The 11,917-nt window shown below is 60.1% G+C and carries 10 protein-coding genes and 1 tRNA gene; 4 read left to right on the top strand and 7 right to left on the bottom strand.

All coding sequences use genetic code 11. The features are described from left to right. The first annotated feature begins 521 nt into the window (after window positions 1–521). Window positions 522–1,814: an adenylosuccinate synthase gene (locus BLP10_RS21980; RefSeq protein WP_091139603.1), complete on the top strand. Its 1,293-nt coding sequence runs from the start codon at window positions 522–524 to the stop codon at window positions 1,812–1,814. Continuing rightward, window positions 1,811–3,040 (top strand): histidine kinase, encoded by a 1,230-nt coding sequence (locus BLP10_RS21975; protein WP_244510760.1) that lies wholly within the window; start codon window positions 1,811–1,813, stop codon window positions 3,038–3,040. The genes BLP10_RS21980 and BLP10_RS21975 overlap by 4 nt, the downstream gene beginning before the upstream one ends. A 73-nt stretch (window positions 3,041–3,113) precedes the next feature. Here the strand turns inward: BLP10_RS21975 and rpoH are convergent, their stop codons facing one another. Together rpoH and BLP10_RS21965 are read right to left on the bottom strand one after the other, a co-directional pair. Further along, entirely contained in the window at window positions 3,114–4,019 is a 906-nt protein-coding gene (gene rpoH, locus BLP10_RS21970) for an RNA polymerase sigma factor RpoH (protein ID WP_091139600.1), read from the bottom strand. Between the two features lie 195 nt (window positions 4,020–4,214). After that, window positions 4,215–5,213, bottom strand: coding sequence for an RluA family pseudouridine synthase (locus tag BLP10_RS21965; protein WP_091139598.1), 999 nt, complete (start codon window positions 5,211–5,213; stop codon window positions 4,215–4,217). Window positions 5,214–5,308: 95 nt separating this feature from the next. Between BLP10_RS21965 and BLP10_RS21960 the strand changes: the two genes are divergently transcribed. Continuing rightward, window positions 5,309–5,384 (top strand) — tRNA-Glu (locus tag BLP10_RS21960). A gap of 743 nt (window positions 5,385–6,127) precedes the next feature. Here BLP10_RS21960 and BLP10_RS21955 read toward each other — a convergent pair. Further along, window positions 6,128–6,538, bottom strand: a complete 411-nt coding sequence (locus BLP10_RS21955) for a hypothetical protein (protein WP_091139596.1) — start codon at window positions 6,536–6,538, stop codon at window positions 6,128–6,130. A gap of 325 nt (window positions 6,539–6,863) precedes the next feature. Here BLP10_RS21955 and BLP10_RS21950 point away from each other — a divergent pair, with 325 nt between their 5' ends. Beyond that, window positions 6,864–7,256, top strand: coding sequence for a hypothetical protein (locus BLP10_RS21950; RefSeq protein WP_139165573.1), 393 nt, complete (start codon window positions 6,864–6,866; stop codon window positions 7,254–7,256). A gap of 58 nt (window positions 7,257–7,314) precedes the next feature. Here BLP10_RS21950 and BLP10_RS21945 read toward each other — a convergent pair whose 3' ends face one another. The 4 genes from BLP10_RS21945 to BLP10_RS21930 all read right to left on the bottom strand — a co-directional run bounded on the left by BLP10_RS21945 (window position 7,315) and on the right by BLP10_RS21930 (window position 11,880). Next, window positions 7,315–8,652 carry a TRAP transporter large permease gene (locus BLP10_RS21945; RefSeq protein WP_091139591.1) on the bottom strand — a complete coding sequence of 446 codons (1,338 nt, stop codon included), beginning with the start codon at window positions 8,650–8,652 and terminating at the stop codon, window positions 7,315–7,317. Then, window positions 8,652–9,236: a TRAP transporter small permease subunit gene (locus tag BLP10_RS21940; RefSeq protein ID WP_091139589.1), complete on the bottom strand. Its 585-nt coding sequence runs from the start codon at window positions 9,234–9,236 to the stop codon at window positions 8,652–8,654. The genes BLP10_RS21945 and BLP10_RS21940 overlap by 1 nt, the downstream gene beginning before the upstream one ends. A gap of 90 nt (window positions 9,237–9,326) precedes the next feature. Next, window positions 9,327–10,463, bottom strand: a complete 1,137-nt coding sequence (locus BLP10_RS21935; RefSeq protein ID WP_091139586.1) for a TRAP transporter substrate-binding protein — start codon at window positions 10,461–10,463, stop codon at window positions 9,327–9,329. A gap of 226 nt (window positions 10,464–10,689) precedes the next feature. Continuing rightward, the gene (locus BLP10_RS21930) at window positions 10,690–11,880 is read right to left on the bottom strand and encodes an O-succinylhomoserine sulfhydrylase (RefSeq protein ID WP_091139584.1); all 1,191 of its coding nucleotides are present in this window, start codon (window positions 11,878–11,880) and stop codon (window positions 10,690–10,692) included. Between the last annotated feature and the right edge of the window lie 37 nt (window positions 11,881–11,917).

The raw sequence follows: 11,917 nt of genomic DNA, 5'->3' as shown, positions 1-11,917 counted from the left end.
AGCGGGGAGGAAGAGGCGCTGAGCCTGATCGGGCAGGCTGCGTCGACGCTCCCCCAGCCTCGCCGGGTCTGGAGCACGCTCTCCAGCCCCGCGTGCCCAGCCACGCCGTATCGCGTCTCTGAGGGTTCGTCCCTGATGGCGCCGGAGTGCCGAGGCCGGATGGTGACGAAGCCGCGCGCGGGAGGCGTTGCGCTTTCCGAGCCCGGGCGGGTTTCCCGTCCCGACCCCATCTTCGCGCGCTCCGCCCGAGCCTGCGAAGCCAATGCCTTCCGCGCCATCCCTCGGTCACGACGGATAGCCAGAACAAAGCCTGCCACGCTTCCGCGTCGATGCGGATGTCGCGAAAGCGCGCCCTGGTCACTTCACGCGGTCGTATTCTCTCCACGAAGGCGTATCATGCATGGGACAAGGCTCATTCCGGCTTGACCTGGGACGCGTGATCCACGATGAGGGTTTGCAAGGTTTTTACCCAACCAAACCCTGGCCTTGCGCCGGGGTTTTTTCATGTGAGGCTTTAAGCGATGGCGAACGTGGTTGTCGTGGGCGCCCAGTGGGGCGACGAAGGCAAAGGCAAGATCGTCGATTGGCTGTCCGAACAGGCAGACGTGGTCGTGCGGTTCCAGGGCGGTCACAATGCCGGCCATACCCTCGTGATCGGCGACAAGGTCTACAAGCTGTCGCTGCTGCCCTCCGGCGTCGTTCGCCCCAACAAGCTTTCCGTCATCGGCAACGGCGTGGTGCTCGACCCGCATGCGCTTGCCGCCGAGGTGGAGCGCCTCACGGAGCAGGGCGTCGCGATCTCCCGCGAGAACCTGCGCGTGGCCGAGAACGCCACGCTGATCCTCTCCATTCACCGCGAACTCGATGCGCTGCGCGAAAGCGGCAGCGCCGGTACGAAGATCGGCACCACCAAGCGCGGCATCGGCCCCGCTTATGAGGACAAGGCGGGCCGCCGCGCCATCCGCCTCATGGACCTCGCCGATCTGTCCTCGCTGCGCGACAAGATCGACCGGCTGCTGACGCACCACAACGCGCTTCGCCGCGGCTTCGGCCTCGACGAGTTCACCCCTGAGGCGATCTACGACGAGCTGTCTTCGGTCGCTCCGAAGGTGCTGCCTTACATGGACGCCGTGTGGCGTCTCCTCGACGACGAGCGCCGCGCCGGCAAGCGCATCCTGTTCGAAGGCGCGCAGGGCGCGCTGCTCGATGTGGATCACGGCACCTATCCCTTCGTCACCTCCTCCAACACGGTGGCGGGACAGGCCGCGACCGGTTCGGGCCTCGGCCCCGGCGCGGTCGGCTACGTGCTCGGCATCGCCAAGGCCTACACCACCCGCGTGGGCGAGGGCCCATTCCCGACCGAACTGTTCGACGAAACCGGCGAACTGATCGGCCAGAAGGGCAAGGAATTCGGCGTGGTCACCGGCCGCAAGCGCCGCTGCGGCTGGTTCGACGCCACCCTCGTGCGCCAGACCGTGCGCACCTCCGGCATCGACGGCATCGCGCTCACCAAGCTCGATATTCTCGACGGCTTCGAGACCATCAAGATTGGCGTCGGTTACAAGCTGGATGGCGAGGTGATCGATTATTTCCCGGCGAGCCAGGGCGCTCAAGGACGGGTCGAGCCGATCTACGAGGAGTTCGAGGGCTGGAGCGGTTCGACCGCAGGCGCCCGCTCCTGGGCCGACCTTCCGGCGCAAGCCGTGAAATACGTTCGCCGCATCGAGGAGTTGATCGGCGCGCCGGTCGCGGTGCTTTCCACATCGCCGGAGCGTGACGACACAATCCTCATGAAGAACCCCTTTGAGGGTTGACGGCGGAGCCTCTCCGGGTCATTCCCAAGGAAATGGCAGATTATTACCCTCTCATTGCACGGGCCGTCGAAGGCCTGACCGAGCAGAATCCCGCTTCGCGGCGCGCCGTTTACGAGCGCGCCCGGACGGCTCTGGTCGCTCAATTGCGCTCCCTCAACCCGCCTCTCTCGGAGGAGGCCATCCAGCAGGAATGCTCCTCGCTCGATGAGGCGATTACCCGGGTCGAGGCCGATTATGCGCCGGCTCCGGCAGGCTTCGATCCGAACGCCTTCGCCCAGATGCTGGCCGAGGAACCGGGCAAACCCGAAGCCGCAGAGCGTCTGCGCGGGAGCGTATCCCCAGGACAGGCCCTGCGGGCGCCCTCGCAGGACGAGCCGGAGCCTGAGCCGGCTCATCAGGCCTTCGAGGAAGCCGCGCCTGCCCGTCCGCGGGTCGATACGCGTCCCCATCCGGCCATCCAGAGCAACCGCCCGACGCGGTCGATCCTGCTCGGCGTGGCCATCGGTCTCGTGATCATCGCTATCGCAGGCCTGGCCTGGTGGCAGAGCCAGTCCGACGCTCCATTGCCGGAAACGCCGGTCGCTGAAGCGCCGCAGGCTCCGGCAAATCCGGAGAATGCCAAGATCAACGAGCGTGTCGGCGGACAGGCAGCGCAGACACCCGCGCCCGCCAGTCAGGCGATCGGCGTGGCTCATCGCGCCGTTTTCTATGAAGAGGATGCCACCAATCCTCAGACGCCGAAGGCCCAGGTGGGCCGAGTGGTCTGGCGGCTCGAGGATGTGAATCCCGGCCAGGGACAGGCCCTCGAGAAGGCGGTGGTGGCCAATGTCGACATCGCCGATGCGGGCGTGACCATGAAGATGGTGCTGCGCCGCAACCTCGATACGACGCTGCCGGCCTCGCACACGGTCGAGCTCACCTTCACGACCCGTGAGGGCGACAGCGGCCGCCTGATCCGCGATGTGGGCCTCCTGCAATTCAAGAACGAGGAAGCCGCGCGCGGGACGCCCGTCGCAGGATTGCCGGTGCCGGTGCGCGAGAACCTGTTCCTGATCGGCCTGTCCAACCTGCAGGGCGACGTGGAGCGCAACACCGAACTTTTCGTGCGTCGCAACTGGATCGATCTGCCGGTCCGCATGGCCTCCGGCCAGCGCGCGATCCTGAGCTTCGAAAAGGGCGCGACGGGCGAACAAGTTCTGAACACCGCCTTCAGCCAGTGGCAGTAAAGGCCTACTACTCAAGACAACAAAAAAGCCGCGCTCTGTGCGCGGCTTTTTTCATGGGTGATGCTCACCGATATCAAGCCGAGGCTTCAGCTCCGGCAGAGGATGTGCTCTCGATCTGCGTGAGGTTTTTCTTCACGGCCTCCTGGATCTTCTCGAAGGCGCGAACCTCGATCTGACGCACCCGCTCGCGGGAAACGCCGAACTCTGTCGAGAGCTCTTCCAGCGTGATCGGGTCTTCCGCAAGGCGGCGTGCCTCGAAGATGCGCCGCTCGCGCGGGTTCAGGACCGTGAGCGCATTGCGGAGCGCGGTCAGCCGATTCTGGCCTTCCTCTTCCTCCGCAAGAATCTGCTCCTGGCTCTCGCTCTGATCGACCAGCCAATCCTGCCACTCGCCGCCTCCCTCGCCTTCGTCGCGCAGGGGAGCGTTGAGGGACGCATCGCCGCCGAGGCGGCGGTTCATGTCCACCACGTCCTGCTCGGTCACGCCGAGCTGGGTGGCGATCTGCTTGACCTGATCGGGGCGCAGGTCGCCCTCATCCAGAGCGGAAATGCGGCCCTTGGCCTTGCGGAGATTGAAGAACAGTTTCTTCTGGTTCGCGGTGGTGCCCATCTTCACGAGCGACCAGGAACGCAGGATGTATTCTTGAATCGCCGCTTTGATCCACCACATGGCATATGTGGCAAGGCGGAAGCCCTTGTCGGGTTCAAAGCGCTTGACGGCCTGCATGAGGCCGACATTGCCCTCTGAGACGACCTCGCCGATGGGCAGACCATAGCCACGGTAGCCCATGGCGATCTTGGCGACGAGGCGCAGATGGGATGTCACGAGCTTGTGGGCGGCCTCGCGATCTCCATGCTCCCGCCAGCGTTTGGCGAGCATGTACTCCTCATGCGGCTCAAGCATGGGAAAGCGCCGGATCTCGTCGAGATAGCGGGAAAGGCCCCCTTCATTGGCAAGCACTGGAAGCGCTGCAGCCATATTTTCTCCTCCTTTGGCTCCCTCTCCATGAGGCAAGCCTGAGGCGGCTCCCTTCACGGCCAGCCGCCCGACTTCGTAATATAAGCGGTTCGACCTTGTCCGAATAGAGGCGTCAGGCTTCAAGACGTGGTGAACGCTTCAAACCCGCAAGGGTGCCAGCGTAGCTGAATTTTGCGACGCATTGACGCTTGCTGCTCAGGCTCGCAATGCCTCCAAAAGCAGTGCCAGATCCGCTGGAATGGGGCTCTCGAAGCGAAGAAACGCCCCTGACCTGGGATGCTCGAAACCTAGAACCGCCGCATGGAGCGCCTGCCGGTTCAGAGCCGTCAGGGCCCACCTTTGGTCATCCGTGAGGCGGTTCGCTTTGGTCTTGAATCCTGATCCGTAAACCGAGTCTCCCAAGAGAGGGTGTCCGATATGAGCCATATGCACGCGGATCTGGTGCGTGCGCCCGGTTTCCAACTCGCATTGGACGAGAGAGGCAAGCGGGTTGGCGGAGGGCAGGGCCTCCAGCAGTTCATAATGGGTGCTCGCGTAACGCCCGCGCTCGTTTTCATCCGAGACGATGGCGATCTTCTCCCGGTTATGCTGGCTGCGGGCAAGCGCCGCCTCCACCGTGCCGCGCCTACGCTCTGGAATACCCCAGACGAGGGCGAGGTAGAGCCTCTCCAAAGGACCGGTGCGACCATGGTCGGCGAACTGATCGGCTAAACCCTGATGAGCGAGATCATTTTTGGCCACTACGAGAAGGCCTGACGTATCCTTGTCGAGCCTGTGCACGATACCAGGGCGCTTCACTCCGCCGATGCCGGACAGGCTCTCGCCGCAATGGGCGATGAGCGCATTGACGAGAGTGCCGGACTCATGCCCTGCCGCCGGATGAACCACGAGGCCAGCCGGCTTGTCGATCACGATGAGGTCGTCATCCTCGTAAACGATCACAAGGTCCATGGCCTCGCCCTGAGGCTCGGCTGGGACAGGCGGGGGCACTTGAAGCGCGATGCGCGCGCCCGACCCCACCTTGCGGCCGGGATCGAGAACGGGCGTCCCGTCAACGGTGACTTGGCCTTCGCGGATCAGCGCCTGCAAGCGGCTGCGGGACAGGTCATTCGCAAGCCGCGCCAGCACCCGGTCCAACCGCTCGGCCGCCGTTTCATCCTCCAAGGTCCATTCCTGCTGGGTCGTATCGTCCACCGCGTCCTCATTTTCATCGATGCCCTCGCTTTTTTGAGAGAAAGGGCTTGAAGGGATTCCCGTTGGTGGTTATACGAGCGGCCTCCACCTTGCTAGCTCCCTTCGTCTAGCGGTCTAGGACGTCGCCCTCTCACGGCGAAAACAGGGGTTCGAGTCCCCTAGGGAGCGCCAAAGGTTTCAACGGATTTAGCCCCGCCCATGCGGGGCTTTTGTGTTTCTGATCCGAATTTAAAATCGGTTCATCTTAACCGATCGTCACGATTTCGCCCTATTTACTATTGAGAACACTCTTATCGGCTTAGCGGATGTTGTTTCGCCAGGCTGGAGTACAATAGTAAAAGTCTCTCACTGTATCTCGAATTCTCTGTTGCGTATATTTTCGCCTGACTAACTTCCTCTTGTTCAAATATCATCAAGGGTGTCTAGGAAGCTTCGAATAATGAGGCTCGGAAGGCACTCGGGGCAATGATTATGACTTTGAATATGCATGTCGCGTCCAGCGACAACTTCGACCTATCCAGTGAGAGGATCACTCTCCCTGCGGGGGTCTCCCGACAAATCTCCGTCATGACTGGTAGCGCTCAGAGACCGACCTTTCATCAGGTCGCCAAGCATTCCTGTGCTTGCTCTGATGTTTTAAGTGCGTAAGCGAGCAGCAATTTCAGAGCCGCTCAGACAGTCGCCGTTTCCCTTTAGCTTTCATGTAGTGATGCCAGTTGGCGGCGCTTATATTTTCAGGCGCAGCCTCCCCCATGTTCTTTGTGCGCAGAATGCATCATCTGCTGCAATGCGCGAATTTTTTAGCTTAGTCGCGTCAGAATTTTTCAAGGACTGCTCGTAACCAAATCTTTTAAGAAAATGCTTTTCAAAGCAGGCCCCGCTTTTATGCGGGGCCTTTTTTATATGGCATTGGCTTATTCGGCAGGTGTCATCCGCATCGTAGGGCCGGATTGAATGGCAGCCGCGGGACGAAACACGAAATAAGCGAACATCAGCATTGCAGCGAGTACGATGAGCGATGAAATGCCCGCGACAGGGTCGGCCGCGCTGTAACCGAGATGAATAGCCGCGACAGCAATGGTCAGAATAACTGTTCCGATGGACCAGAGCATAACCTGGATCACCGCTATGCGACTCGTATCCAGGGCAGGTCGGCGCTCGTAGTAGATGCCGAACAGAAAGAGCGAGACCCATCCAAGCAGATTCAAATGGGCATGTGCCGGCATGATCGAGTGATCCTGCGTTGCAGCCATGCCGATGCCCATGGCCATGCCGACAATGACGAAAAGTACGGCGAGTCTGAAGCTGAGGGATGATGCGGTCATGACGTATCCTCCTGACAAATTCCCTTGGCTGTTTACGATTTTTGTTTTGCGCACAGTCTCACCAATTCATCGGTGCGTAAAATCACAACCCATACTCCTGAAGTGTAGGCTTGCCGCAATAGAGTTGCGCAATGTCCGGTGCGAAGAAAAATAAAAAAGCGGCCTGTCTGAACAGGCCGCTCGTATTGCGGGAGGTTCTGCGGACTCAGCTGCGTTGAGCCACGCGCTTTCTACGCGATCCAGAAGGATTGTCCTTGCGTTGCTTCTGCTTCTTCCAGGACGGTCTCATTCGGGCTTTGCGTGCCATGAATTTCCCTCAAGGTTTATGATGGGCATCCGGTTTCGGATCAGACGGCTCAGCCTTCTCCAAACCTTCTCTCTGTTGATTTTCATTCAAGGTGCGATCGCTGCTCTCGACACGTTTCGCGTTGCCTTGGCCAGGCTGAACGATGCTTGCATTCAAGCTCCGCTCGGCCAAGCCGCGGGATGGATCGCCATTCTTTCCTGTCATGGCTTAGCCGTTGCCATGAAGGTCGCGGCGGTGTGCCCCCGAGTCCGTTCCCTGTTGACTTTGAAGAGCGTGCTCGCAGCGTTCAACATGGCTCGTGGCACGTTGTTGCATCTCCTGCTTGTTGTGACACGGATCGCTGACATCCTGATGGCAGAACTGGCATTTCATGATGGCCTCCTTTTCTTGAATGCTGTGAGGCCAACGTGATGGGAAAGTTAGTGTTCCGGTTTCTCATGGTCCGGACATGCGAAGCCCGCGTGCAACCTCAGCCATAGAGATAGCCAGGCAGCCAGAGGCCAAGCTGCGGGAAGATGTAGAACATGGCCATTGCGACGATAACGAGGAACAGGAACGGTAGCACACCTGCAAAAATCTCGTTGATGCTCACATGCGGCGGCGCAATGCCCTTCAGGTAGAAGGGCGCCATGGCCACGGGCGGCGAGAGGAACGAGGTCTGGATGTTGAGTGCGATCAGGACGCCGAAGAAGATCGGATCGATGCCGAAATTGTCGAGAAGCGGCAGGAAAATCGGGACGAAGATGACCACGATCTCTGTCCATTCCAGCGGCCAGCCTAGCACGAAGATGATCGCCTGCGTCAGGATCAGGAACCAGAACGGCGAGAGATTCAGATGCGTGACGAAGTTCTCGATGGGCTGATGGCCGCCGAGAAAAGCGAAAATGGACGAGAAGATGAAGGAGCCTACGAAGAGCCAGCACACCATGGCCGATGTACGCGCCGTGAGGATCACGGATTCCCTCAGCTTGGCGAAGGAGAGAGAACGATAGGCGGCTGCGAGGAGAAGGCTGCCGAGCGCACCGACGGCCGCCGCTTCCGTGGGAGTTGCAATGCCGAAGAAAATCGCTCCTAGCACGGACAGGATGAGAAGCGAGAGGGGGAAGAAGGACGTGGCAAGTGACCAGATGACCTTCACGAGCGGAACCTTGCGCTGTTCCGGCGGCAGCTTGGGCGCGAGGCTTGGGTTGAGGGCGCAGCGGACGATCACGTAGATCATGTAAAGCGCTGCGAGCATGAGGCCCGGGAAGAGAGCGCCCGCATAAAGCTTCGGCACGGAGACCCCCGCTGTCGCGCCGTAGAGAATGAGCATCACGCTTGGTGGAATGAGAATGCCGAGACATCCGCCGGCGCAGACGACGCCTGAGGCAAGGCGCGTATCGTAGCCCGCACGCAACATGGCGGGATAGGCAAGAAGGCCCATGAGAGTCACTACCGCGCCGACGATGCCGGTCGCTGTGGCAAAGAGTGCGCAGGTGAGAAGGGTCGCAACCGCGAGCGATCCGGGAATGCCGCCCACGGCGATCTGGATCGAGTAGAAGAGCCTGTCGAGAATATTGGCTCGCTCGATGATGTATCCCATGAAGACGAAGAGCGGGATGGCGACCAGCGTATCGTTCGTCATGACCGAGTACGAGCGTTGTACGACGAGCGCGAACACGATGTCGCCCATGGCCATGTATCCAAAGCCGAAGCCCAGCGCCATCAGTGTGAACGCGATCGGAAATCCGAACATGATGAACACGACGAACAGGCCGAGCATCAACACGCCCAGTTCGGGATTTCCAAGCCCCCATGATGCCAGCATCAGACGGTTCCTTTCGTGAGGCCTTCTTGTTCGGCTTGCTCGAGAATGAGTTTTTCGGTTTCTTCCACGTCATGGAGGCGCTGCGGCCAAGTGCCGGTGCGTAGGCAGACGATGCAGCGGATCACTTCAGCCACACCTTGAAAGGCCATCAGGATACCGACGATGGGAATAAGCGCTTTGAACGGATAAATCGGCGGCCCGTTCGGGGAGTTCATCGAATGCTCGTTCATGAGCCAGGACATCTCCGTAAAGGGGATGCCCGCATAAATGAGCGCGAGAATGCCGGGAAAGAAAAAGAGGATGTAGAGGAGGAGATCCATGGCAGCCTGCCTGCGAGGAGGCCAGTTGCGATAGAGAAAGTCGCCGCGCACATGATTGTTACGTGCCAGGGTATAAGGCCCTGCCACCATGAAGAGCAGGCCGTAGAGCATGTAGCTCGCGTCGAACGCCCATTCGGTTGGCGCGCGCAGCACATATCGAGAGAAGACTTCGTAGCAGACGGCAAAGGTCAAAGCGACGATGGACCAAGCCACTATCTTGCCGATGAACGTGTTGATGCGGTCGACGAAGTAGACGAAGCGCATGCAGGGATCCCCTCACAGAGATTGCGGACACGAGGTGAGGACGGCACGAATGTGCCATCCTCGATCTTGGGTAGCCGCGGCGCTCGGTGGCTAGGTTGTCTTGAAGAAGTGGTCGTATGCCATGTCGCGTGAAGGCTCGTTCAGGCGTTCATAGGCATAGGTACGCTGCACCCAGGCTTTCTGGCTGTCGATCACCTTCTTGAAGAAGGGATCCTTCGAGAACTCGTCGATAACCGTGTTCCATGCGGCAAGCTGGGCCTGCAGAACGGAATCCGGCGTCTTCTTCACAGTTACACCGCGGCCCCTGATCGCTTCGAGATCCTTGGAATAGCGGTCGAGAGCCTTCCACGACATGTCGGCGGACGACGCTTCCGCCGCATACTTCACGATCGCCTTCAATTCAGGCGGAAGCGCATCGTACTTCGCCTTGTTGAAGATCAGCTCGAAGGTTTCACCGGATTGGTGATAGCTCTGGAGCATGAGGTTTTTCGAGACGTCCGGGAAGCCGAGGACAAGATCCGAGGAGGGATTGTTGAACTCCGCTCCGTCGATGACGCCACGCTCCAGGGCCGGAACGATTTCACCTCCTGCCAAAATCGTGACGGCTGCGCCGAGTTGCCGATTGAGATCGGCGGCAAGGCCCACGGTGCGATACTTCAAGCCCTTGAAAGCATCAGCCGATGTAACCTCGCTCTTGAACCATCCCAGAGGTTGAGCGGGCATGGGACCGGACAGGAAACCGACGATGTTCAGCTTGAGGATCTGCTGCTGCAGCTCGTTATAGAGGTCGTAGCCGCCGCCGTAATTCATCCAGGCGAGAAACGAATTGGCGTTCCAACCGAATGAAGGTCCTGTGCCGAACAACGCGAAGGCCTTGTTCTTCCCGTACCAGTAAGCCGCCACACCGTGACCACCGTCGAGAATGCCGGCATGAACCGCGTCCTGCAACTGGAAGGCAGGGACGACCGCACCGGATGCGAGAACGTCGATCTTGAGACGCCCTCCCGACATGTCGTTCACGCGCTTGGCGAAGTCGTTGCAGAATTCATGGAAGATATCGCGGTTGGGCCAGGTGGATTGAAACTTCCAGGTGGCCGTCTGCGCCTTTGAGACTTGCGGCGCTGCGACAGTAGCGGCGGCGCCAAGACCTGCAACCTGCAGGAACCGTCGGCGCGAATGCTTGGACGAACCCGAAAGCTTACCCTCCGGGGGCATACCCTTCTTCATAGCTTCCTCCCTCACCCCCTGTTTGTTGTGAAGGATCGCGCTTTCTTTTTAATGGGCGCGTTATTCCCATGAAGAATGGTGCGTCAGTCTATGATGGAATTCAAGTGGCACTCTCCTAAAGCATCATAATACGTGGGCGCACGCACTTTTACTTGCTCTGGGAAAGGCTTCTTCTTGAGGCAGGAAGGATTGCCATTCGCCTTGTCAACTTCTTGTGATGCCCCGATCAGACGGCTTCAAGCGCCGTAGTCAGATCGGCCAGAAGGTCATCACGGTGCTCGAGCCCGACCGACAGCCTCACGATCCCGTCCGAAATGCCCATCTCGGCACGCAACTCGGGGCTGAAACGCTGATGGGTCGTGGTTGACGGGTGCGTGACGAGGCTCTTCGCATCGCCGAGATTGTTCGAAATGCGGATAAGGCGAAGGGCGTTCATGAACCTGAACGCGCCTTCCTTCCCGCCTTTCACGTCGAGGGCAATCATCGTCGAGCCACCTGTCATCTGGCGGTGGATCAGCACGGCCTGCGGATGGTCGGCGCGCCCTGGGTAGATCAGGGCCTGGAGTTTAGGGTGGTCATGCAGGCTATCGGCCAGAAACCCTGCATTCGCGGTCTGCCGCTCCACGCGCAGGGACAGCGTCTCAAGCCCTTTCAGCAGAACCCAGGCGTTGAAGGGCGAGATCGAAGGGCCGGTCATCCGCAGGAATTGCTGCACCTTGGCCTCGATGAACTCTGTCGAGCCTAGAATGATGCCGCCGAGACACCGGCCTTGTCCGTCGATATGCTTGGTGGCGGAGTAGACGACGCAATCCGCACCGAGTTGCAGGGGCTTCTGATAGAGCGGCGTGGCGAAGACGTTGTCGACGGTGAGCGTCGCGCCCGCCTCATGAGCGATGGCGGCAACACCAGCGATGTCGATGATCTGGAGGCTGGGATTGGAGGGAGTTTCCAGGAGAAATGCCTTCGTCTGCGGGCGGACGGCCTTACGCCATGCATCGAGGTTGATTCCGTCGACGAGGGTGCAGTCCACGCCGAAGCGGGGCAGAAAATCCTCGACCACCCATCGGCATGAGCCGAAGAGTCCCCGGGCCGCCACCACATGATCGCCCGCCTGTACCTGGCCCACCATTGCTGCCGTGACTGCCGCCATGCCGCTTGCCGTTGCGCGGCCGGTTTCAGCACCCTCAAGCGAGGCCATGCGCTGCTCGAACATGTCGATGGTCGGATTGGAATAGCGGCTGTAGCTGTAGCCCGGCTCTTCATTCAAGAAGCGGCGTTCGGCGCTCTCGGCGCTCTCATAGACGAAACCCTGCGTGATGAAGAGTGTCTCTGAGGTCTCGCCGAAAGGCGTCCGCAGCTGCCCGTCGTGAACGAGGCGGGTTTCCAGATGGTAATCAGGGTCTCGGTTCGCCGTCATGGGACGATACTACGGTTGTTCTTTATAAAGAACAAGC

It is taken from the genome of Microvirga guangxiensis, assembly GCF_900102135.1.
GTDB classification, from domain to species: Bacteria; Pseudomonadota; Alphaproteobacteria; order Rhizobiales; family Beijerinckiaceae; genus Microvirga; species Microvirga guangxiensis.
Note: the sequence above shows the minus strand (reverse complement) of the source record. Positions and strands in the feature narration are given on the sequence as shown.